Raw genomic sequence first — 22,398 nt, forward strand, 5'->3', positions numbered from 1 at the left:
CATCGTGACCGCTGATTCCGGAAAAGCCCCGAAATCGGTCACGTTCGCCCGGAATGAGCGGTCACGTTCAAATGGAATGACTGGTCACGATGCCGGAATCACTGGTCACGTTGGTCCGGAATACCCACTACGCCATTACGCCGGGTGGAAGAAGCATGGCAATCTCGCCAGCCATGGCCAATGCGTCTCGCGGCGAACCCATATCAGTAATGTGCATCTGGATGCGTATTTAAGTTTGTCGAGCGATGCCATACGGGATATGGCATTCACTCACTCACACTCAGATTTTGACGACTTTTGCCTGTGATAAAGGTTCGATCCCTGTTGGGCAGACCAATAAAATCAATGAGTTATACTGATTTTCCTCGCTAAATCTAAGGAGGAATCGCATTATTTTCCAAATTCTGTCCAAGCTTGTTTCCAAACGTATGACAACGACGCTGATGTGTTCGCCCGACAGCAAGTTGCGCTGCTCAGCTCCAGCCAATACCAGATTGAATAATTCGATGACCGCGTCATGTGCGATGAGCCGTTCCCGATTCTTCGAGAACACCGTCGGCACCCGTACCGCGTCGTCGATCGCCAGTCCGATAAACCAGCGAAACATGTTGTAGCGGATCTGCTCCATCAGCTGCCGCTCTGAGCGAACACTAAAAAATACCTGCAACAGCATCGCTCGCAAAAGCTTCTCCGGCGCGACGCTGGGTCGTTCGCCCTTGATGTCAGCTTCGTACATGCCGGCCAGCAGCGCATTCATCTTCACCAGCGCCGCGTTGACAATGGCACGAATTGGTCGCAGCGGATGATCGGCAGGCACCAAATCTTCCAAGCGTTGAATCGAAAACAACTGTTCAGTGAAAATGTCGGCACCGCGCATGGTATTTCTTTTGCAGAATTATCTATAACATTTCAGCAACGCGATACGCTGACATAGGCGGAGGTATTTCAGCAGTCTGTTAATATTAACTTTTGGCAATAATGGCTATCGAAAATCGATTAATCCCAAAGCGTCTATAATCCAAAGGCGGGCGTTTTTCACCTGCTTCGGATAACACTCAGCACTCCCGTTGGGCGGCCCGAATTATCAGGAAATTGTCATGCATACTATTATCGATACGGCTGTTGCGGCCGGTACATTCAAAACTTTGGCTGCTGCTTTGACGGCCGCCGGCTTGGTGGACACGCTTAACGGCGCCGGTCCTTTTACGGTGTTCGCACCGACCGACGAAGCCTTCGCAAAACTGCCGGCTGGCACCGTAGACGCACTTCTCAAGGACGTGCCCAAGCTGAAAGCCATTCTCACCTATCACGTGGTAAGTGGCAAGGTCATGGCCGCCGACGTGATGACGTTAGACGGCAAAACAGCGAAGACGGTCAACGGTGCCGATTTGAAAATAGCCACCCACGGTGGTGTAACACTCAATGGCAACGTGCACGTCACCAAGACCGACATCGCCTGCAGCAACGGCGTAATCCACGTTGTCGACGCCGTACTTTTGCCACCTGCCTAATACAATAAAGCGGAACGGCCCAAACCTAGGGGAAATTAGACCTTCACTAGTTTTGTAATATGCCGGATCGTCGAACGTTAAGCCGGAATAACTGTAATTTGCATATTTGGTGCGTCCGTAGTTAATCATGGTACTGCCAATCTGGAGCGTATCGTAATCGGGTTCTGGCACCCAGCAAGTCTGCTATTTATTAGGTAAGCAAAGATTAACCACCTGATTAATACTAGAGTTTTCAGTAGTCGATTAAATAGACAATTCGCCGGGTTCTGTCGCATTAATGTTTTTGGTGCTCACAGCACACAATGTGCTGATTGATTTTCTGAAACAACACTGTCTATGTTGCCAGTTTCGGGAATTTTTGCTTAAGGCGATGGAACCCAAACACATACCAGCACGGGCATTTATCTTCCTCTTCTATTCGATGATGTACACCGGATAGACCAAGGATTGCGACGCTGTCTGACAATCGCGCCCCAATCCACCCAAATTAAGGATGGTCTGCAAAAGGGTTCTATCGCGTTAGCCAGACCATGGCGGCTGATCAGGTAGACTATGACACCCGGATATTGGACGAATCGAGATGCTCAACTTCAAAGGGATGCGCTTCCCGATCGACGTGATCCCGGTTTGCATCCGCTGATACGTGGCTTGCCCGTTGAGCTACCGGCACCTCGAAGAGATGATGCAAGAGCGCGGTGTGTCGGTCGACCATTCGTCGATCAACCGTTGGGCAATCCGCTTCTTGCCGCTTGTCGAGAAGAAGGCCCGCAAACACAAGCGCCCGGTTGGCACCAGCTGGCGCATGGATGAAACCTACATCAAGGTCAAGGGCATCTGGAAATACCTCTACCGCGCTGTCGATAGGCAAGGAAAAACCGTCGACTTTTTGTTGACCGCAAAGCGCGACATGGCTGCGGCAAAGCGCTTCTTCGACAAGGCCATGCAGATGAACGGCGAGCCCAAGAAGATCGCGATGGACAAGAGCGGCGCCAACAAGGCGGCCATCGACGCGATCGACGCCGGCCGCGACGTGCCGATCGTGATGCACCAGGTCAAATACCTCAACAACGTTGTCGAGCAAGACCGTCGCGCCATCAAGCGGCTAACCAGGCCGATGCTCAACTTCAAATCGTTCCGCTCTGCCGGCTGCGTGCTTGCCGGCATCGAGCTCATGCACATGATCCGCAAGGGCCAGTTCGCTACCAATAGCGCCAATGAAATATCATTCGCCGACCAATTTTATGCGTTGGCAGCACAAGTTCATCCAGTTTGAAAGGCACAGTAGCGGTCCTAGAAAATTCCGCCTTTTGCCGAACAACGCGACAAAACCGGGCGCGCTGCGGTGCGCGACACCGTGCGCTGACAACCGAGAATCACCGGGAAAGCATGTTCTGGTGAACGTGCGTTATTGGCGCCGGCTGGAGCATTTGAAACGGGTAATGTCGTCACTTCTGAGGGCGGCATGTTTGCTGCTTCTGCCATGCGTGCGCTTGCGCCACATGCGAAAGCTTGATGCTTTCATTTCCGTGCGCATCAGTTCGATCACCGCTTGCTGGTTCAAGCCAAATTGCATCTCAATGGCATCGAAGGTGGTGCGGTCCTCCCACGCCATTTCAACAATACGATCGGTTTCCTGGTCGCTTAAAGCACGCTTTTGCATAATGTTCCTTTTTTGTCCAAGCATGATAGGACATATTGATGACACAAGCGCGTCGTCGCTTCGACCGGCGTCCACCGTCGTCCATGGGCTAACTGCGATGGCGCTGGCACCATCGTCACCATCGGCCACCGACCCCATCAGCTGCGCAAAACACGTAAATAAATGTGCATTTTGGCTGCCATAGCCAGGATCTTGCGGCGCTGGTCGAAAGAATTGCTTCTGGCGCGCCAGCCAGCTCGGCCAACGGCAGCTTCGAGTTCAATGCAGATCGTCCAGCTCAGGTAGTGGTGCACGCCGGCCTGCAGTTGCTACTCTGTTTGACATAGTCACCGTTCCGCAAAAATCGCGGGAAATCTCGATTCCCCGGGCGTCGCGGAAGGACGGAAAACGATTTTGTGCGGAACTATAAATGCCTTGAAACCCGCATGGATCTCGGTTTCTTAGTCGGCCTTCCAAGCTGAGGGGCACAGGTAACGACAGATGCGCCGCGTCAAATCACCCGGCCAAGTACAGCGTTTTCTGTCGGCGTACGGCCCGATCGACAGTGTCTTCCGGTGTCGGCGCAACCGCCTGTCAGCTGAGCAGTATCGGCACGTCCGCACTCAGGCTTTTTCTGTCAGGAATGAGGTCGCCGATGTGGCAAGGAACGGGTAATCCGCGGCCTTTTGTTGCCCGCCCGGAGGCAATTTCTCCCTGGGTTTTACAACTCGCTTCCCCGGTTCAGCAAGTTGACAGTACCCTGGATTATCTACCTGATTCATTTCGGTCGAGGGGAATTTAAATCTTCGTCCGGGTTAGACAAGTTTCCGCTCCGCAATTTTTCTACGGCATGGGACACAGCTCGAGCGACATTGCGGACTTCTTCTTGCACCGCGGTATCTCGGTCGAGTGCCTCGTGGCTTTCGGCATATGACTCGTAATAGCCGATAAAACGGTCCAGCCGCGATTTCGGGCCGGCGTCGATCAGGCCCATCCAGTCGAGCCAATCAGACAGACCGCGGCGCACGCCTTCGATGCCGGCAACGTCGCCGTGCACCACTAGGCCATACGCCCGCCCGGCAAGGTGCTTGGGATAGCTCCAGCCGCGCAACTCCACTTCCTTGGCCAATTCCACGTTCTTGCCGGCCGTGGTAGTCGGGTCGGGATTGCCGCCGTCAGCGCAGACCAGACGGTCTATCATCAATTTCAATACGCTCGGCGTCTGATACCAATACACCGGCGTACAGATAATAACCGCGTGCGCCGCAGTCCACTTTTCGTAAATTTCGGCCATCCAGTCGTTGGTCTGGCGCTGGCCGTGATTGGGATAGCAACTGCAAGGCCAGTGACACAAGGGCATTGCCGTTGAGACGCAAGCTTTGCAGGGATAAATATGTTGGTCATAACCGGAGATGAGCAAGCTCAAATCAAGCAGATCGACCTCGATACCGCCAGCTTCGAGAATTTCGCGTGCCCACAGCGTCATCCTGAACGATTTCGAAATTTCGCCTGGGCAGCTTCCGTCATTGCGCGCCGCGCCACAAATGAGTAGAACGCGCGATTTGGTTGCGGGGTCTTTCTGCGTCTTCTCAGCGGCCAATAGGCGGTCGCGCGTTGCTTTCCATTCCACCGACAGATCGTAATTTGGATCGACAAACTCGTTGCCGGCCTTTTCTGTAACAGGCGTCTTGCGTCCTTTACTGTAGTTGCTCCACGCCACTTCCTCGACTTTGGATAGCGCATCCTTGACCGCATCAAACGTCGGATCGACGAAGGATCGGAAAAATTGCAGATGAAACTCATTACGTTCCAACGGCGCTGGGGCTTGGCCCTTGCGTATTTGTGTCATGAACGCCTCCTTAATGACCGGATTGACCCGCGTTTCTCATCCGCGCGAGCGATGGGTGCGACGGGTGCAACTGACGATTGCATACGGATCGCGAATGGTCGGTGCGTTATCGTACGGTGCAGCGCAGATGTTGCTGGGCGCTGACCGCGGCTGCGAATGCGTCGGTTGTCAAGGTTGCGACCACAACCGCCATGAGACACCGAACCTGGCGATGAATAATTTGGTCGAGACCGTTTCATCCCGCAAGATCCGGGCGCCCAAGATAAGCTTGCACAGCAAGGCCAGATCGCTGTCGATGTTGGCCAATTTTGGATAAAAGGCCAACATATAGGCGCCGGCCAGGCTAACGTGAAAGCTTACAATCGCAAACGGTGTAAGTTAATTGGCGCAGGAAAAGCAAAGCCGTCGTTCCTCATCTCGCATGAATTGCCACTGGACAAGGCGGTGGAAGGCGATGACCGCAACGTGGCGTCGTGCGCGCGCCGCGGCACCATTGAAGTTGCCAGCAATACACTATATTTTCGCAGATTGCAGAACTTAGTTTAAAATTTTTCGTCAAAATTCGTCGAGTGCGTAATCAACCCTCTGGCTACTATGATTGACTCCTCTTCCTACATTGAAAATGGACGAAACTATGGCTTACCAAAGCATTAACCCCTATAACGGGGAGATTCTGAAAAATTTCGAAGAATTTACTGACAAGCAGCTCGAGACGGCGTTTGACACCGCATCGAATTGTTTTGAGACTTGGCGGCACGCCACCTTCGCCGAACGGGCAACCATAGCGACAAAGGCAGCCGCCATCATGCGCGCGCGTATCGACGAGTTTGCTCGCCCGGTGACGCTCGAAATGGGTAAGCTCATCGGCGAGGCCCGGTCCGAAGTGGCACTCAGTGCGGACATTATCGACTACTATGCCAAAAATGCCGAGGCGTTCCTTTCCCCGCAACATCTTGATACAAGCTCGGGTGAAGCACAAATCGAAAGCACGCCGTTCGGCGTTCTCTTCGGGGTTCAGCCTTGGAACTTTCCTTACTACCAGCTCGCCCGCTTTGCTGCGCCTAACCTGATGGCAGGCAACGTCGTGATGGTGAAGCACTCTGGGTCCGTGCCGCAGTGCGCCATCGCCTTTGAGCAGCTGTGGCTGGAAGCGGGTGCGCCGGCGGGTGCTTACACCAACTTGCTTATCTCATATGACCAAGCGAACCGCGTGATCGACGATCCCAGGACCAGGGGCGTGGCACTGACCGGCAGCGCGGGAGCAGGCAAGCAGGTTGCCGGCAGAGCGGGACAAAACCTCAAGAAGACGACGATGGAGCTTGGCGGCAGCGACCCGTTCATTGTGCTCGATGATGCCGACCTCGGCATGGCGGTCAAGTGGGCGGTCTGGGCCAAGATGACCAACATGGGCCAGTCCTGCGTCGCAGCGAAGCGCTTCATCGTTGTCGAAGAGCTGGCTGACAGCTTTCTTGACAAATTTCAGGCAGCGCTGGCGGCGCTCAAGCCAGGGGACCCAATGGACAGTTCCACGAAGCTGGGACCCTTGTCTACGGAGGCGGCCCTGGTGCAATTGCTGGGTCAAGTGGAACGCGCACTCGCCGATGGCGCTACCTTGGTGATGGGTGGCAAGCAGATTAATCGACCGGGGTTTTTCATGCAACCGACGATCCTGACGGATATCGAGCCCGGCAATTGCGCTTTCAGGGAAGAATTTTTCGGCCCGGTCGCGCTTTTCTTTCGAGTCAAAAACGAGGACGAAGCAGTGGCGCTTGCAAATGACTCTGCATTCGGCTTGGGGGGCTCGGTCTTCACCAAAGACATTGCTCGCGGCAAGCGCATAGCGAGCCGCATCGACACTGGCATGATGTACATCAACCAACCAACCTTGACGGCGCCGGACTTGCCGTTTGGCGGCATCAAGGACTCTGGTTACGGACGCGAACTTTCCAGCATGGGCATCCAGGAGTTCGTGAACAAGAAGCTGGTTCGTGTCGATTCGGCCGAAGCGCCGGCATAACGGCAATCTTTGTGATCACATCAAAGGAGATACGATGATGGCCGCGACAAATAGTAAATCTGTGGCCAATGAAAAGCCCGTTTGGTTCATTACAGGCTGCTCAACCGGTTTCGGTCGCGAGCTGGCCATCCATCTGCTCGAGAGTGGCTACCGTACGGTTGTGACCGCGCGCAATCCCGATGAGGTGAATGATCTGACCGCCAAGGGAGAGGCGCTGGTGCTTAAACTCGACGTCACGGATCAGGGCCAGATCGACGCGGCGATCAAGGCGGCCGAGGATAAATTCGGTCGCATCGATGTACTTGTGAATAACGCGGGCATCGGCTATTTCGCGGCCGTTGAAGAGAGTGAAGAAGATCAAGTGCGCCGAATGTTCGAGATCAACGTGTTCGGCCTGAGCCGGATGATTCATGCGGCACTGCCTGGAATGCGCAAACGTCGCACAGGATTTATCGTCAATCTCTCCTCCGTCGGCGGGCTTGTTTCATTCCCGGTAACTGGCTACTACCACGCAACGAAGTATGCGGTCGAAGGTTTGTCCGAAGCGCTCTGGCAGGAGGTGGAACCACTGGGCATTAAGGTGATGCTCGTCGAGCCGAGTGGCTTTCGCACCGATTGGGCGGGGCGTTCGGCAAACGAAAGCAAGCGACAAATCGACGACTACGCTTCCACAGCGGGGGCGCGGCGCAGTCAATCACGCACCACCTCCGGCAAGCAACCGGGTGACCCGGTTCGCGCTGCACACGCAATCGTAAAAGCCATCGAGTCCCCGAACCCGCCGCACCGTCTTCTGCTTGGCAACAATGCTTACGAAGCCGCCATGGCAAAAATCGAAGATTTGCGCCGCGAGTTTTCTGCGTGGGAAGCAGTGTCCCGGGGCGCAGATTTTCCGAAGGAAGAGCAAGAAGAGGGGGCTTGAGTCAGCAAAAAAAGCAATGCCTGGATCAGTGCGGCTGGGCTCAACAGAATTCCGCATTTCGGCGCGTTGGCCGGTCGCAATGGACAGGAGCGGCGCCGACAAGGTGGCCTTCAATTGAACCACGCCGCAGGGCCCATGCGCAGCGCCGGTCCGACAAGGCACTGAAGGCGCAAAAAAAGTTATCCGGGCGGGTCAGGGAAGCGCTTTACATGACGGGCAAGGCCTTACCCACAAAACCAGCGCAACGTCTGCTTTAAGGCGCGACCTGAAGCACAGGCCGTAACAGGATTTCTTCCACCAACACGTTGGCCGGCCGTGCGAACGCATACACCAAGGCCTGGGCCACGTCCTCTGCGCTAAGCGCGTCGAGCTGCTCGCGGCGCTTTCGCATCGCTTCGCTGACATTTTGGCCGAACTCGGTCCGCACGCCCCCTGTGCCAATATGACATGAGACACCTACCCCAGTCTAATTAGAGTACAACGGTAGGGATGGATCATGAAAAATCAATCGAAGGATCATATGAGCGAGCATGCAGCTTTTGCGATTGGCGACGCCTTGTTGGAGGGCGCCCGCAGGGCGTCCGGAAACGAGGCGTCGCCAATCGCGGCGCCCGGTCCGGAGGTGGCCGCTGTCGCACGCCGCTGCCAATTTCCGGCCGGCGAGAGGCAGCGCATCCTCGCAGTTGCCGATCAATGCAAGCTGCCTGGAGAGATCGGCGCGCTGCTGCGCAAGGAAGGCATTTACTCCTCCCATCTGGCAGCCTGGCGCAAGCAGCGCGCCGAAGCGGAGCGTGCGGCCCTGACGCCGAAAAAGCGCGGGGTAAAGGCAGATCCAATGCTGGCCGAAACACGGCGCTATGAATTGCTCGAACAAGAGTGCGCCCGTTTGCGCGTTGAGTTGACCAAGTCCAATTTGATTATCGATGTCCAAAAAAAAGTTTCTACGCTGCTGGGGCTGCTCAAGGACGAACCGCAGGTAAGGAAATCCTGATGGATGCGGTCAATTGCCTGGCGCCAGACGTGGGCATGGTGCGGGCCTGCAAAGCTTTGCGTGTGCCACGCAGTTCCGTGTACCGTGCCGACGAGCGCCAGCGCCACCTGGGTACGTCGGGCGGGGCTGTTGCGCCACGGCCGACACCGCCATTGGCACAGAGCCCTGTAGAACGTGCGGCGCTCCAGGCAACGCTATGTAGTGCGCGATTCGCCGACTGCGCGCCGGCCACCATTTACGCCACGCTGCTCGACGAAGGCATCTATCTCGGTTCGGTGCGCACCATGTACCGCTTGCTGAAAACCGATGGGCAATCTCGTGAACGCCGCGCCCAACTGACCCATCCGGTCTATAGCAAACCGGAGCTGTTGGCTACGGGACCGAATGAAGTCTGGAGCTGGGATATCACCAAATTGCGCGGGCCGCTCAAGTGGACATATTTCCACCTGTACGTGATCCTCGACATCTTCAGCCGCTACGTCGTCGGCTGGATGATCGCGCCACGCGAGACGGCCGAACTTGCAGAGCAATTGATTGCCGATACCATCGGCAAACAAGGCATTGAACCGGGCACGCTCACTTTGCATGCTGACCGTGGAACAAGCATGCGTTCGAAGGTCGTGGCGCAGTTGTTGGTCGACCTTGAAGTGGCGAAGTCGCATAGCCGGCCATATATTTCGGACGACAACCCGTTCTCCGAATCGAACTTCAAGACGCTTAAGTATCGCCCCGAATTTCCGGATCGCTTCGGCTGTATCGAAGGCGCCCGGGCTCACTGCCAGCAGTTCTTTGGCTGGTACAACGAACGCCATCGCCACTTCGGCATCGGCTTGATGACGCCGCACTCGGTCCACCACGGCTTGGCAAAAGCGATCTTCGAATTGCGGGCCGACACGCTCGTCGCCGCCTTTGCCGAGCACCCTAATCGATTCAAGGGCCGATGCCCACAACCGCCCAAGCTGCCCATCGCCGCCTGGATCAACCCACCCAAAAGGACGATCGACGACAAGAACGACACATCGACACTAAATTAAATCGACCTGGTGTCCAAATGTCATTGACAGGTTCCGAGCTCGCAGTTTACGGCGCGTTATTCACCGCCTTGGTGATCGCGTTGCGCTTCATTTGGGTGTACGCGGCCGCCTATCTGTCGCGCTGGTTGTCGCCCTCGCTGCGAAAGACCGATCCGACAACATTATTATCCATTGCATGTCGAGCCCTACACGCCGGCGGCGCGCCTCCCCGAGGCAAGCGCGATGAGACGAATCCATACTTCAATGACTTCGTCATGCTTCGAAAAAATCTCGGTACAGTCCGGTCAATTCACGCTCAGCACGCTGCCGGCTTCAGGCGTTCAACTTCGAGGCCGAACAGCGGACGCAGCCGCGTGCCGACGACGTTGCCGAGGAACGCGGCGACCAGCCAAAGCCAGCCGTGCAGGCTTCCTGACAAGATGCCGCTGAAATAGGCGCCGATGTTGCAGCCATAAGCCAGACGCGCGCCGTAGCCGAGCAGCAGGCCGCCGACCACCGCCGCGACGAGCGAGCGCAGTGGCACGCGCCACACCGGCGCATAGCGGCCCGCAAGCGCCGCCGCCAGCATCGCGCCGAGCACAATGCCGATGTCCATCACCGAAGTCACGTCATGCGAAACCGGCGCGGCGAGCGCGGCGGCGTTCGCCTTGGTAGACCAGTATGCCCAGCTTGCGGTGTCGACTCCGACCAGCGCCGCTGCCTTGGCGCCCCACAGGGCGAACGCGAACGTCACGCCCCACGGCCGCCCCGACAGTGCGAGCGTGGCGAAGTTGAGCACGACAAGCGCGATGGCGCCCGCGACCAGCGGCCACGGACCATGCAGCCAAGGCGAGGTATGCGCGGGCTGCATGTGCGCGGCGCCGAGCAGCGCGCCGACCACGTATAGCGCGCACTGACGCGCGCCGACGTTCTGTGCGAGATACCAACCACCCATCACGATGAAAAAAAGCGACACGCCGAGCGGTCGCGGGTTGATATTAGCGTGCCGACGAAGAGGCGAAGTAGCTAAATCGAACATAAGAAGATGGCAGCGTGTGGCGGCATCTTATTCTGGCGTATTTTTTTGTTTTCTGCAGACAGTGGACTCGTGCGAGGCGCTGGCAGGGCGCACTGTCACGGCCAACGGCCGGCATGCATTGTCAGTGCAGGCCGATGTGACGAATAGTACGCAAGTTCAACGATGAGTCGCTGCGGCCGTCGACAAATCTGGCCGGCTCGCTTCGCCATCGCTCGTGAACTGGCCTTTACGGATCATGTGCATGAGCTCGATGCCGGCGAACACGCAGCGAGCAGCGCGGAACGATTTAAAGTTGAGCATCGGACTGGTCACCGGCTTGACGGCGCCGGCTTGCTTTATTCCCGTCCGGATGCATGCAGGCGCGCTGGCGCGGGTGGAAGGCATGGAAAATGCAGCGCGTTGTCGTGGCGCTTTTACAAGGGCAGGATGAACCGGATTTGTACCGAAATTGTTTGGGTTTCAATCAAATCTCCTTAGTTAACGCGTTATAATTGGAATTTAACGGTTCATTATCGGTTCATTCAATGGTTCAAATAGTACTTTTCCGTGACGCTGCCGACGGCCAGACAGCGCACTATCGCAGCGGCGCCGCCGCCAGGCTGGCTGATATGCCGATCGAAACGCTGCGGGCTTGGGCGCGCCGTTACGCTACCTCTGACACCGGCCGCAGTGCGCTCGGGCAGCGCTTGTATTTCGCCGCCCAGGTGCGCCGGTTGCGGCTGATGAAGCAACTGGAGCGGTGCCGATGGAAATATCCGAAACTGAACCACGCCGCCGGCTCTGCCCGCATGTCGCTCGAGGCGCTCGAGGCGCTCGAGGCGCTCGAGCGGCTTGCGCGGGCCGACGGCCTCCCTTTGTTTGCCGGGATGTAAGGCAAGCTGCCAACCACAAGGAATGCCATGCCGGACGACACTATTGCCATTTTCAAGCCTGTGCAGGCCACGGTCTCGCACCGCATTCGCGACCGGTTGCTCGCCCGCCGGACGCGGTTCTTTGCCAACGATAATATCGCCGCGTGCATCGAGCCAGGTGAGCTCGACGAATTGGTCGATGAGGTCGGTGCCAAGCTGCAACACGTGCTGGAAAGCCTGGTCATCGACACCGCTGCCGACCACAATACGCGAGATACCGGCCGACGCGTCGCCAAAATGTTCATCCACGAGGTATTCGGCGGCCGCTACACCGTGATGCCGCCAGTGACCGAGTTTCCGAATGCGTCGGCCCTTGACGAAATGATGATCGTTGGCCCGATCACCGTGCGCAGTGCCTGTTCGCACCATCTGTGCCCGATCATTGGCAAGGTCTGGGTCGGCGTCATGCCCAACAAACATTCGAACCTGATCGGCTTATCCAAATATGCGCGCCTCGCGCAATGGATCATGAGCCGTCCGCAAATTCAAGAAGAGGCGGTGGTGCAACTGGCCGACCTGCTGCAGCAGAAGATGCAGCCGGACGGCCTGGCGGTGTTGATGCAGGCCGATCACTTTTGCATGCAATGGCGCGGCGTCAAGGACAGCGACGCCCGGATGACCAATAGTGTGATGCGAGGTTCGTTCCGCGACAATCCGTCGTTGCGGGGTGAGTTCTTGTCGCTGATCCGCGGGCGCGAATGAGCGGGCGAACGGCGTTGCAACTGCAACCGGCCAAGTTGCTGCGCAGCAAATGGACGGCCGCTGTCCCGGTCAGCAGAGAAAAGCATTTTATCGTTACCGCCCTAATTACACCGGAGGCGCCGGGCACCTGCGTCGACGCCATTACGATGGAAGCAGTGCTGACAGGGCGCAGCTTCACGTTGCAGTGGCGCGAACTGAACGACGCCGGTCAATGGCTGCAAGGCTGGCGCTGAGCGCCGCAAGAAAACCACCGCAGGAACACCATGATTATTTCAGCAACATCGCCCCAGGTCGCCATCATCGGCGCCGGCATTGCAGGCTTGTCGTGCGCCGCCGCGCTGCAGGATGCGCACTGCCAGGTGACCCTGTTCGACAAGAGCCACGGCCCTGCCGGGCGCATGAGCACCCGGCAGGGCGACGGCTGGCAATGCGACCACGGCGCCCAATACTTCACTGCGCGCGACCCCGGTTTTCGTGCCGAGGTGGCGCGCTGGGAGCAGGCCGGTGTGGCCGCGCAGTGGCGCCCCGAAGTGCGCCGCTTCGATGCCGACGGCACCGTTAGCCGCTGTAGCGCCACCGAACGCTTCGTCGGCACGCCGCGCATGACAGCGCCGGCCACATGGCTGGCATCGACGCTGGAACTGCACGCGGACTCGGCGATCAGCGCGCTGCGGCGCGAAAAATCCGGCTGGCGCCTGCACGCTCAGGATGGGGAACCGCTTGAGCGCCACTTCGACGTGGTGGTGCTGGCGGTACCGGCGCCGCAGGCGGCGCGGCTGTTGCGCGACGTGGCGCCACGGCATGCGGCGCTGGCGGCCGGGGCGACGATGGAAGGCTGCTGGGCCATGATGTTGCAGTACCCGGCGCCGCTCGCACTTGGCTTCGACGCCGCCTTCGTCAACCGCGGTGCGTTGCGCTGGGTTGCGCGCGACAGCGCCAAGCCTGGTCGCGTCGGCAGCGAAAGCTGGCTGCTGCACGCCAGCGCCGAATGGAGCGAGGCGCATATCGAACTCGATGGTGCAAGCATCGCCGCGCTGCTGCTGCCGGCCTTTGCACAGTTGGGAGGGCCTGCGCCCGAGCGCTGGAGCGCTCACCGTTGGCGCTACGCCAAAGCGGCGCAGGCGCGTGACGACGTATGCATTTGGGATGGCGGGCAAGCTATGGGTCTGTGCGGGGACTGGCTCAATGGCGGCACTGTCGAAGCAGCCTGGCTGAGCGGGCGCGCGCTGGCGCAGCGCATTTGCGGTGCCTGATGCTCGGCAGCGCCTTGCGTTTGGAGCGTTTTATCGCGCCGTGCCAGGCCAGGTTTTTGCCGATATTCCCTCGAGGCCGCGTCCACGCCGATATGCGCGTTCACCGGCGAAGACAAGGGACGCCTGCTGCGAATCGTACCGAAATAGGACATTTCATCCTGATTAAGAATTCGGACTATTTCGAACTATCTACGCCTGGCCGCGCTCCGGTCACGCACAGCCCGGAATTCCAAATCCTGCGACCAGTTCGGCCATGCGTTGGCATCGGTCAGTCCGCGGCCGACGGCGTACAGCAATTGAAGGCGTAGTACTCGGAGCCAAGCAAGCCTTTTTCTTCGGCAGTGACGACCAAAAATACCACGCTGCGCTTCGGCGCGGGCTGCTTGCCATAGGCGCGCGCCAATTCCAGCACCGCTGCCAGCCCGGTACCATTGTCCACCGCGCCGTTATAGATGGTGTCGCCGGTGGCGTCGGGCGTGCCGATGCCCAGGTGATCCCCGTGGGCGGTGTAGCGCACGGTTTGTTTCGGCCGTTCGCTGCGTTCGCCGGTTTCGAAGTCGGGATCGTTGATCAGCACGACGGCGAGCTTGCCTTTCAGGTCGAGCCCTTTGAAATCGTCCCATTGACGTTCTGGCGCGGCGACGCCATAACCGACAAACACCAGCGGCGCGTTCTTGAAGCCGTCGGGCGGTGCGACATATTCAGTGAACCTGCGCGATGGGTTCGATAACGTTACCGATGGTATCGAACGGCAGACGAAAGCCGAGCCTGTATAGTAAAACCATCCATCCACTCATCAGGTACAGGAGCCGCCATGAAAAACCCTTTTATGAGTATTTTTATGAGTGCTGTCAATCGGGCCGCGGGGCCAGCGCGGGCTCAGGCAACGGCGGCAGTCAAGCGCGAAACAGTAAAAAGCGCCAGGCAGCTGACGACGGCGTGGATCAACGCGGTCCTGCCACCGGTTGCGGCGCCGCGTAAAAATAAAAGACCGGAAAAATAGCTGTACCGCTCCTGCATGTGACAGCGGCGGCGCCATCGAAACTTGTTCCAGGCTGATCCCGCAATGGCAGGCCGCTTGCGCGCCCCGCGCCCTGTCGTCCCGCATGATCCTGTACGATCCTCAATGCGAAAATCGAGCTACCGGGAGAAATGATGACCAAAAATCGTCGCCACAAACCTTTGCTGCCTGGCCTCATGCTGGCACTGTCCGCGGCCCAAGCCTTCGCCCAGCTCGAGCCGACCGGCGCGCCGCCCGCAGCTGTTGGCTGGCGCGCCGAGACCGTCGCCGAAGGCATTGCGCAACCGTGGGGTATCGCCTGGTTGCCCGACGGTCGAGCGCTCATCACCGGCAAGGCCGGCACATTGCACATACTCAACGGCAAGCGGCTCGAACCGGTGCCGCTCGAAGGGTTGGCGCCGGTCTTTGCAAGCGGGCAGGGCGGCTTGCTCGACATCGCGCTGCACCCGGCCGACAAGGCCAATCCGCGTGTCTACATGACGATGTCGACCGGCACCACGAGCGACAACCGCACGATTTTGGTCCAGGGCGTTTTCGACGGCAAGCGGGTGCACGGCATCCGGACGCTGTTTCGCGTCGAGCCGGGCAAAAGCGGCGGTGAGCACTTCGGCTCGCGCCTGGCGTGGCTGCCGGACGGTACGCTGCTGATGAGCGTTGGCGACGGCGGCAATCCGCCCCAGCGCATCGGCGCCATGCTGGCGCGCGAGCAGGCCCAGAACCTGGCCACCGACCATGGTTCGATCCTGCGCCTGACCGCCGACGGCAAGCCGGCGCCGGGCAACCCGCTGGCAAGCCGGCCGGGTGCGCGGCCCGAAATCTGGAGCTACGGCCACCGCAACATCCAGGGCCTGGTGTTCGATGCGGCGTCGAACCGGGTCTGGGCCACCGAGCACGGGCCGCGCGGCGGCGACGAGCTGAACCTGATCGAAGCGGGCCGCAATTACGGTTGGCCGCTGCAAAGTTACGGCGCCGATTACCGTACCTTTATTCCAATCGGGCAGAAAATCGTGGCGGGCATGACGGGGCCGAAGGTGGCGTGGGTGCCGTCGCCGGCGCCGTCGGGCCTGGCGGTGTACAGCGGCAGCCAGTTCCCTCAATGGCGCGGCAGCCTGTTCAGCGGCAACCTGGCCAGCGCCGACATCCGCCGCATCGCACTCGACAAGGACGGCAACGTCGTCGGCCAGGACCGGCTCGACATTGGCGCGCGCGTGCGCGACGTGCGCCAGGGACCGGATGGCTATTTGTATGCGCTCACCGACGAGGAGAACGGACGCTTGCTGCGGATTGTGCCGAAATAGGGGCGGCCGGACGTGTCCCTCATTTGATTGGCAGCGGCGTCACCGTCGCATCGGCCTTCTGCCAGGTCACAATCCAAAAAAGTCACGACCAATGTACATTGCGAACGCAAACCCGAGGAAGGCCATGGCGCCATAGATGAAGTAGCGCGCGCAGGTGGCCAGGGCACTAACGGCTTTGTTCGCCGGGGCATCGAGCTTGTCCGACTTCCGAACCGCCGAGTTCAGGACAGTGATTATCCCCAGGATCAGCACTATCGCGAGGATAATTTTCATTGTGGTGTCTTTACCTCGTCGCAATAATCAAGCTTCCGGCCGCGATGATGATTGCTGCGACCGCTACGGTACCTACCCAAAGAAGGCGGATTCGAATGTCTTCGATTTTTGCAACCAGCACCGTGTTCTGGTCGGCGAGCGTCGTAATAATCTGGGTGGCCGAAAGCATCTGGCCATGAAGGGCGGCCAATGCTGCTTCGTTCCGATCGATTCGCTGCTCCATCTGCGCCGGTCCGGCGTCGTCGTCAGATGCAAGTACTGTCTCCGCGGGAGACTTCTTGGCTACTGCATCCCACAGCTTGCGCGCACCCCCGGCCACTTGGGGTGCTGCGGCAAGCACGTCGGTCCACGGAACAATTTTTAATAATGCGAGCCAACCGAGCGCCATAACTGATCCTGATTAAGTTCCAATGTGGGAAGTAGCATATCACCAAGCGATGGCGCTGAGAGTCTGGTTGCGATGTATGGCGGGCTGTTAGTGCTCCCGTCCTGCCGAACCGCCGCCTGCCGATGGATCGGCTCGACAAGCTGCTCGCCAGCGCGCAGGCCTGCGCGTCATGGGATCTTGCTCGCCACGTATGCGGGCGGCGCGGTGATGGACGCGCTGCGGGAAAAGGGAGAACAGGGCCTGGAACTGGCGCAGGGCGACGAAGGTCGCTCGACGTAACAGGCAACACCCTGCGCCACTCGCACGAGATCAGCAATAGCGGTATCCTGCTAGTGCCAACTACGAGGAGGAACGCATGCATCCGACTAACATTGTCTTGCTGGAATTTCATCCTGAACACGACAAGCTGACCTATGACAAGGAGTTGCGCGACGGCCTCTCGGTGGCGCTACGCATGGGCCGCACGCTCTGGCTGGCGAACGACGAGACGGTCAGCCTGGAACGCCTGACCCTGTCGGAAAAGGATAGCACCGGCAGGAGCAGCTTCACGCGCGACCACAAGCAGTTCGCGCTGCATGATTTCCTGCCGCTGCCACTTCCGCCACATGGCGAGACGCTGGACGACATCAACGAGGCCGACATCGAAGGCCTGGCTTACGACGGCAAGTATTTGTGGCTGACAGGCTCCCATAGCCTGCGGCGCAAGCAACCCAAGCCGGACGACGGCGTGAAGAAGGCCCACAAACGCTTGTGCTCGGTAGACGCGCAAGGCAACCGCTACCTGCTGGCCCGCATCCCCGTCACGCAACAAGATGGCGAGCACGTGCTGCTCAAGCAGACCGGCCCCAAGGGCAAGCAGTGCACGGCAGCGATGTTGCGCGGTGATGAGGATGGCAATGAGCTTACCGCGCTGCTTAAGGAGGACAAGCATTTCGGCCCCTTTCTGGCGATCCCGGGAAAGGACAATGGTTTCGACATCGAAGGCATTGCTGTCGCCGGCAATCACCTGTTGCTGGGGCTGCGCGGCCCGGTTCTGCGCGGCTGGGCGGCGATCATCGAGGTCGCCCTGGTCGACGACAAGGAAGCGGGATGGATGAAGCTGGCAGCCGTCGACACCGACGGGCAAATGTTGCGCAAGCATTTTCTCGACCTGGGCGGCCTGGGCATTCGCGACCTTTGCGTACAGGGCAAGGATCTGTTGATCCTTGCCGGACCGACCATGGATCTGGACGGCCCCGTGTACGTTTATCGCTGGGTGGGCGGGGCGCTGCCGGCGAAGGAAACCGTCATGCACGCAGATCAGCTTGAACGCGTTCTGACGCTGCCGTATGGTCATGGGGTGGATCATCCCGAAGGCATGACCCTGTTCTCCGACGAACAAGCAAGTGAGGAGGGACTGATGGTGGTGTATGACGCCGCTTCGGCCAGTCGACAGATTGGCGACAGCATCATTGTGGCGGATGTGTTCCCTCTCCCGGGACGCAAGAGGCGCAAGGGCGACTAATCCAAGGTCGCTAGCAGAGCTTGAAGAGCCCGCCATGCGGGTTTTTTCATGCACTGGTTAATGTTTCCATTATACTAATCGGGCTGTCATTCATCAGCCCCAACAACGTCGCACCAGAAAGGCTGCATGTTCGCGTATTTTCGTAAAACCGATGGTCTCGCCGCGTTGGTGCGCGCACAGTTCCGCTCCACCTTCGACGTCGCCGGGACGGACCCGGTCGATTATCCGTTCGCCGCCAGCGATATCGCCCAGCTGCACCGTATCCGCCGCGACCCGGGGGCGCAATCGGTCGATGCGCAAACCTGGACCGGCCTGCTGCTTGATGCGTATTTTGCGCGCTTGACGGGGCAGGCCAGCATCTTCGGCAAGCAGGTGCTGCACCATCGCCTGATCGATGGGCTCGGCGACGCCGCGCGCCAACGGCTCGCTGAACGGGTGCGCGCGCTGTTGGCCGATCCTTCGCAGTTGGAGCAACTGCACCGCGCCTGCCGCCCGCTGCGCCATGCCGACACCGACATCGCCAGCTTGCTGTTCGAAGACAGCCTGCCGGCGGTGCCGGACTGGGCCGGCCGCACGTGGCTGCTGTTCGCGGGGCTGGCCGCTTGCGTCGCCGCGGTGGTGCTGACGCCGCTGGCGTGGCTTGGCGCAGGGTATTTCCTGTACCAGCTGGTATCGATCCAGATGCGCTATGTCGATCGCATCGCGGCATGGGACCGGTCGATGAAGTCGGTGCAGATGATGCTGCGCACCAGCAGCTTGCTGGGCGAGCTGGGGGCCGGGCCGCCTGATTTTTTGCTGGATGAATTCGCCGACACGGCCTCTCTGTCCGGCAAGATCAACCGCAGCCTCTCGCGCTTGCCGGAGGTGATTCCCGGCTCGCGCGCCTATCTCGACTGGTTCCTGCTGGCGAACGCCGAGCATTATTTCAAGTCGGTCGCCAGGGTTGCACTGCATCGCGATTTCCTGCGCGCCTGCTACCTGCGCTGCGCCAATCTCGAGGCCGACATCGCGCTGGCGCAGCACCTGCTGGAGGCGTCGTCTTTCAGCTGGGCGCACTGCAGCGACAGCAGCGTCATCGAACTCGACGGCGCGGTCCACCCCTTGCTGGCGCAGCCGGCCGCGTTGTCGATCGCCTTGCAGGGGAAGGGTGGCTTCATTTCAGGCCAGAACGGCATCGGCAAGAGCACCTTGCTGCGCACGGTGGGCCTGAACCTGGTGGTGGCGCGCGCTTTCGGTTTTTGTTACGCCAGCCGGGCGAACGTGCCGATGCTGCCGGTGCTTGCAAGCATGCAGAGCGAGGATTCGCTGCTGGGTGGCGAGAGCCTGTACATCGCCGAGCTCGCGCGCGCCAAAGAACTGCTGGCGATGACGCAATGCGGGCAGCGGGCGACGTATATCATCGATGAAATTTTTCGCGGCACCAACCATCTCGAGTCGGTGTCGGCCGCCGCCGCCGTGCTCGATGTGCTGGCAAGCAACGACACGGTGATCGTGTCGTCGCACAACCTGGTGCTGGCGTCGCTGCTGGAACATCGGCTGGCGCCGTTTTGCGTGGCGCTGGACGAGGATGGGGTGCTGACCCTGGCGCCTGGATTACTGGCCCACACCAACGGCATCGCCTTGCTGGCCCGGCGCGGCTTCGGCCCGCAAGTGGAAGCGAATGCGGCAAAGGTGTTCGACTGGTTGAGCGCCTACCTGGCGCAGCCGGGCGGCGGCGGCGCGGTGCTGGGCGCAATGCATGAAGACGAAATGCGTAGGCGCTGCGGCAAGCCCGACCTTTCCATTGGCGTTGCATGAGCAAACACGAATTACCGAAACCAGGCCGCTTCCCGACGATGTCCAGTTCGCTGCGGGCCGAAACCCTGGCGGTCCTGCTGTCGTCGAACGACATGACGGGCGTCGAGAGCCTGTTCGAGCACCGCAAGATATCGCTCAACACCGTCATGCGCGCCTTGATGCGTAAGTACGGCTGGCCGATCGAGCGCAGCGATTTTCCCACCAATACGGCGGACGGGCGGGCGGCGTGGGCATCGGTGTACAGCCTGCCGCAGGAAGTCGTCGACGCGGCGCTCGAAGCCGGCGGACGCGACTGGGTCGACGGCGTCCGGGCGTCGCGCGCCGGCCGGGCCAGGCGCGCCGTGCGCCGCCTGTAACTGGCTCGTTAGCTCGGCGACACCAGGTGCTTGTACATGATCATGGTCGAATCGCGCCGGCTGGCGTCGGCCGTGTCGCGGCAATATCCCGGGATCGCGCCGACCTTTGTATAGCCGAGCGACGCGTACAGCGGCTCGGCGCTGTCGCCGCTGCGGGTGTCGAGCGTGAGCAGGGTGCGCCCCAGTTGGACGGCGTGAAGTTCCAGTTCGGCCATCAGCAGGCGCGCGATGCCCAGGCGGCGCACATCGGGATGGACCAGCAGCTTGCGCACTTCGGCGCGGTGCGGCTGGTTGGGCGGCGTATCGATATCGAGCTGGCCTGACCCGACGATGCGGCCCTGCAGGCGCGCGACAAACAGCCGGCGCGTGCCGGCCAGCACGGCCGGGCCGACGTTGTTGCGCCAGAACGATTCGCTTTCCGCGGCCGGGAACGGCAGCACGAAGCCGACGCTGGCGCCGGCATGCACGCATGCATGCAGCAGCGCGGTGAGGTCGGCGAGGTCGCCGACTGCGCCGGTGAATTCGCTCGCCATCGCGCTTGCCGGCAGGATTGAAACGGTGAGATTCCGATGCGCTTGGCTCATGAGTTCGCAGTATTGTCAGAAAACAATAGCTTAGCATGGCTTGTCGAATCAGCAAGTTTTGCTTTGCCCTGGTATCGGGCATTGGCTTGATGTGCGCGCTGCATCGTCTCTCGCTTTACGGCCGAGAACAGGCTATCCTGATTACCCGACCAGATGAGGGCCTGCGCCCCACCTGCCGCATGAGTTTTGCCCCATATTCTGCTGTCTCGGCCAATCGCGCTGCCTCACCCGACCTCGCTAACCGGCGCCTGGCCGGCGGCCTGTTGCTGTCACTGGTTTTTCACGCGCTGCTGTTGATGCTGCAATTCGGCGTGCCCGGCGTCGGGCTGCCGTCGCCGTTCAAGCCGCCGCCGCTCAGCATCGCGATGGTGCCGCCGGCACCACCGTTGCCGGCGCTTGCCGCGCCGTCGCTGGAGAACCTGGCGCCCTTGCTGCCGCCACTAAATCCAAAGCCGGTGGCGAGCGGCATGCGGCTGGTCGATCCGCCGCCGGTTGCACCCAAGCCAGGGCGGGCCAAAGCGGCCAAACCGGCCAAAGCGCCAAAACCGGTGAAGCCGCGCAAGGTCAGGCCGTTGCCGCAGCGCGCGCCGGTACCGCCGCCCACCCGCGTGATCGCGCAAGACCAAAATCTGAACGACAGTTTCGTGGTGCCGCTGCCGCAGCCGGATGAGCCGGTGCAGAAAGCGGCCGATCTTGAGCCGGCGCAGCCGAAGAGCGCGCAGGAACCGGAGGCCGAGGCGCAGCAAAAACAAGCGCTGGCGAAGGAGGCCGAGGCCGAGGCCAGGCTGGAACAGCAGGAGCGGCTGCTGGCACAACAGCGGGCCGAGGAAAACAGCCGTAGACAGGCCGAGGAACAGGGACGGCGTCAGGCAGAACTGCTGCGGCAGCGGGAGCAGGAGCGGGAGCAGAAGGTGAGCGAACGCGCTGCCCGGCAGCAAGTCGAGCAGCAGCAGATCGAACAGAAGCTAGTCGAACAGCAGCGAGTCGAACAGCAGAGAGTCGAACAGCAGCAGATTGAACAGCAGCAGATCGAGCAAGCCCGCCAGCGCGCCGATGAGCAGGCGCGCACTCGGTTGGCCCAGCAGCAGGCAGACCGGGCGGCGGCAAAACAGCAGATCGACGAGCTTGCTCTGAAGCAGAAAACCGACGAACTGGCGCTGCGGCAAAGGGCGGAGGAGTTGGCGCTCAAGCAAAAGGCCGACGAGCAAGCGGCGCGCCAGCAGGCCGAGCAGGCGGCACGTCAGCAGGCCGAGCAGGCCGCCGAAGCTGCCGCGGCCGGCCAGCGCGAACGCGAACGGTCAGCCGCGGCGGCGGCCGGCGCCGGCACTCCGGG

At 60.1% G+C, this 22,398-nt stretch carries 23 protein-coding genes and 4 pseudogenes; 17 read left to right on the forward strand and 10 right to left on the reverse strand.

Annotated features, from left to right (window positions below; genetic code table 11):
- The coding region (locus tag CR103_RS23065) for a hypothetical protein (protein WP_218968513.1) at positions 1-307 on the forward strand (307 nt) is incomplete at its 5' end.
- Positions 308-436: 129 nt separating this feature from the next.
- Here the strand turns inward: CR103_RS23065 and CR103_RS20505 are convergent.
- Positions 437-877, reverse strand: a pseudogene (locus CR103_RS20505) (transposase); the annotation flags it as partial.
- Positions 878-1,097: 220 nt separating this feature from the next.
- On the opposite strand from CR103_RS20505, the gene CR103_RS20510 reads away from it, so the two are divergent.
- Together CR103_RS20510 and CR103_RS20515 are read left to right on the forward strand one after the other, a co-directional pair.
- Positions 1,098-1,511, forward strand: a complete 414-nt coding sequence (locus CR103_RS20510) for a fasciclin domain-containing protein (RefSeq protein WP_099917785.1) — start codon at positions 1,098-1,100, stop codon at positions 1,509-1,511.
- Between the two features lie 580 nt (positions 1,512-2,091).
- Positions 2,092-2,784 (forward strand): annotated as a pseudogene (locus CR103_RS20515) (IS6 family transposase).
- Positions 2,785-2,916: 132 nt separating this feature from the next.
- Here the strand turns inward: CR103_RS20515 and CR103_RS20520 are convergent.
- The 3 genes from CR103_RS20520 to CR103_RS20525 form a co-directional block, all read right to left on the reverse strand.
- On the reverse strand, positions 2,917-3,171 hold the full coding sequence (locus CR103_RS20520; RefSeq protein ID WP_099917769.1) for a TIGR03643 family protein: 255 nt from the start codon (positions 3,169-3,171) through the stop codon (positions 2,917-2,919).
- 137 nt (positions 3,172-3,308) lie between these two features.
- Positions 3,309-3,464, reverse strand: coding sequence for a hypothetical protein (locus CR103_RS22920; RefSeq protein ID WP_180279479.1), 156 nt, complete (start codon positions 3,462-3,464; stop codon positions 3,309-3,311).
- A gap of 464 nt (positions 3,465-3,928) precedes the next feature.
- Positions 3,929-4,999 (reverse strand): flavodoxin family protein, encoded by a 1,071-nt coding sequence (locus CR103_RS20525; RefSeq protein WP_099917770.1) that lies wholly within the window; start codon positions 4,997-4,999, stop codon positions 3,929-3,931.
- A gap of 13 nt (positions 5,000-5,012) precedes the next feature.
- Between CR103_RS20525 and CR103_RS20530 the strand changes: the two genes are divergently transcribed.
- The 4 genes from CR103_RS20530 to CR103_RS20555 all read left to right on the forward strand — a co-directional run bounded on the left by CR103_RS20530 (position 5,013) and on the right by CR103_RS20555 (position 9,960).
- Positions 5,013-5,315, forward strand: coding sequence for a hypothetical protein (locus CR103_RS20530; protein WP_143752691.1), 303 nt, complete (start codon positions 5,013-5,015; stop codon positions 5,313-5,315).
- A gap of 318 nt (positions 5,316-5,633) precedes the next feature.
- Positions 5,634-7,016, forward strand: coding sequence for an NAD-dependent succinate-semialdehyde dehydrogenase (locus tag CR103_RS20535; protein WP_099917786.1), 1,383 nt, complete (start codon positions 5,634-5,636; stop codon positions 7,014-7,016).
- A gap of 34 nt (positions 7,017-7,050) precedes the next feature.
- Positions 7,051-7,935: an oxidoreductase gene (locus tag CR103_RS20540; protein ID WP_229443729.1), complete on the forward strand. Its 885-nt coding sequence runs from the start codon at positions 7,051-7,053 to the stop codon at positions 7,933-7,935.
- Between the two features lie 559 nt (positions 7,936-8,494).
- A protein-coding gene (locus CR103_RS20555) for an IS3 family transposase (protein ID WP_370659473.1) occupies positions 8,495-9,960 on the forward strand; the annotation gives its coding sequence in 2 pieces (ribosomal slippage) (positions 8,495-8,873 and positions 8,873-9,960; 1,467 coding nt in all).
- Positions 9,961-10,255: 295 nt separating this feature from the next.
- Here the strand turns inward: CR103_RS20555 and CR103_RS20560 are convergent.
- Together CR103_RS20560 and CR103_RS24225 are read right to left on the reverse strand one after the other, a co-directional pair.
- A pseudogene (locus CR103_RS20560) lies at positions 10,256-10,915 on the reverse strand (YeeE/YedE thiosulfate transporter family protein); the annotation flags it as partial.
- A 219-nt stretch (positions 10,916-11,134) separates the two neighbouring features.
- Positions 11,135-11,362: a hypothetical protein gene (locus CR103_RS24225; RefSeq protein WP_370659474.1), complete on the reverse strand. Its 228-nt coding sequence runs from the start codon at positions 11,360-11,362 to the stop codon at positions 11,135-11,137.
- Between the two features lie 140 nt (positions 11,363-11,502).
- Between CR103_RS24225 and CR103_RS20570 the strand changes: the two genes are divergently transcribed.
- From CR103_RS20570 to CR103_RS20585, 4 genes are read left to right on the forward strand one after another with little or no spacing between them, the layout of a single operon-like run.
- Entirely contained in the window at positions 11,503-11,850 is a 348-nt protein-coding gene (locus tag CR103_RS20570; RefSeq protein ID WP_099917774.1) for a MerR family transcriptional regulator, read from the forward strand.
- A gap of 27 nt (positions 11,851-11,877) precedes the next feature.
- Complete coding sequence (gene folE / locus CR103_RS20575) at positions 11,878-12,591, forward strand: GTP cyclohydrolase I (RefSeq protein ID WP_099917775.1); 714 nt, start codon at positions 11,878-11,880, stop codon at positions 12,589-12,591.
- A complete protein-coding gene (locus tag CR103_RS20580) occupies positions 12,588-12,824 on the forward strand; it encodes a TIGR02450 family Trp-rich protein (protein ID WP_099917776.1) in 237 nt (78 codons plus the stop codon). Before folE ends, CR103_RS20580 begins: the two co-directional genes overlap by 4 nt.
- Positions 12,825-12,854: 30 nt before the next feature.
- A complete protein-coding gene (locus tag CR103_RS20585) occupies positions 12,855-13,844 on the forward strand; it encodes an NAD(P)/FAD-dependent oxidoreductase (RefSeq protein ID WP_099917777.1) in 990 nt (329 codons plus the stop codon).
- Positions 13,845-14,112: 268 nt separating this feature from the next.
- Here CR103_RS20585 and CR103_RS20590 read toward each other — a convergent pair whose 3' ends face one another.
- Positions 14,113-14,637: a M28 family peptidase gene (locus tag CR103_RS20590; protein ID WP_099917778.1), complete on the reverse strand. Its 525-nt coding sequence runs from the start codon at positions 14,635-14,637 to the stop codon at positions 14,113-14,115.
- A gap of 21 nt (positions 14,638-14,658) precedes the next feature.
- Between CR103_RS20590 and CR103_RS22280 the strand changes: the two genes are divergently transcribed.
- Positions 14,659-14,847, forward strand: coding sequence for a hypothetical protein (locus CR103_RS22280; protein ID WP_143752692.1), 189 nt, complete (start codon positions 14,659-14,661; stop codon positions 14,845-14,847).
- Between the two features lie 194 nt (positions 14,848-15,041).
- A complete protein-coding gene (locus tag CR103_RS20595) occupies positions 15,042-16,163 on the forward strand; it encodes a PQQ-dependent sugar dehydrogenase (protein ID WP_229443735.1) in 1,122 nt (373 codons plus the stop codon).
- 66 nt (positions 16,164-16,229) lie between these two features.
- Here CR103_RS20595 and CR103_RS20600 read toward each other — a convergent pair whose 3' ends face one another.
- Together CR103_RS20600 and CR103_RS20605 are read right to left on the reverse strand one after the other, a co-directional pair.
- The gene (locus CR103_RS20600; RefSeq protein ID WP_099917780.1) at positions 16,230-16,436 is read right to left on the reverse strand and encodes a hypothetical protein; all 207 of its coding nucleotides are present in this window, start codon (positions 16,434-16,436) and stop codon (positions 16,230-16,232) included.
- 10 nt (positions 16,437-16,446) lie between these two features.
- Positions 16,447-16,824: a hypothetical protein gene (locus CR103_RS20605; RefSeq protein WP_099917781.1), complete on the reverse strand. Its 378-nt coding sequence runs from the start codon at positions 16,822-16,824 to the stop codon at positions 16,447-16,449.
- Between the two features lie 355 nt (positions 16,825-17,179).
- Here CR103_RS20605 and CR103_RS20610 point away from each other — a divergent pair, with 355 nt between their 5' ends.
- The 3 genes from CR103_RS20610 to CR103_RS20620 all read left to right on the forward strand — a co-directional run bounded on the left by CR103_RS20610 (position 17,180) and on the right by CR103_RS20620 (position 20,481).
- Positions 17,180-18,328, forward strand: a complete 1,149-nt coding sequence (locus tag CR103_RS20610; protein ID WP_099917782.1) for a DUF3616 domain-containing protein — start codon at positions 17,180-17,182, stop codon at positions 18,326-18,328.
- A gap of 126 nt (positions 18,329-18,454) precedes the next feature.
- Positions 18,455-20,125, forward strand: coding sequence for a MutS-related protein (locus CR103_RS20615; RefSeq protein WP_099917783.1), 1,671 nt, complete (start codon positions 18,455-18,457; stop codon positions 20,123-20,125).
- Positions 20,122-20,481, forward strand: a complete 360-nt coding sequence (locus CR103_RS20620; protein WP_229443737.1) for a hypothetical protein — start codon at positions 20,122-20,124, stop codon at positions 20,479-20,481. Before CR103_RS20615 ends, CR103_RS20620 begins: the two co-directional genes overlap by 4 nt.
- A gap of 8 nt (positions 20,482-20,489) precedes the next feature.
- Here CR103_RS20620 and CR103_RS20625 read toward each other — a convergent pair whose 3' ends face one another.
- The gene (locus CR103_RS20625; RefSeq protein WP_099917784.1) at positions 20,490-21,065 is read right to left on the reverse strand and encodes a GNAT family N-acetyltransferase; all 576 of its coding nucleotides are present in this window, start codon (positions 21,063-21,065) and stop codon (positions 20,490-20,492) included.
- A 179-nt stretch (positions 21,066-21,244) separates the two neighbouring features.
- Here CR103_RS20625 and CR103_RS20630 point away from each other — a divergent pair.
- Positions 21,245-22,398 (forward strand): annotated as a pseudogene (locus tag CR103_RS20630) (hypothetical protein); the annotation flags it as partial.

Source organism: Massilia psychrophila, from assembly GCF_002760665.1.
Taxonomy (GTDB): Bacteria; Pseudomonadota; Gammaproteobacteria; order Burkholderiales; family Burkholderiaceae_D; genus JAFCUW01.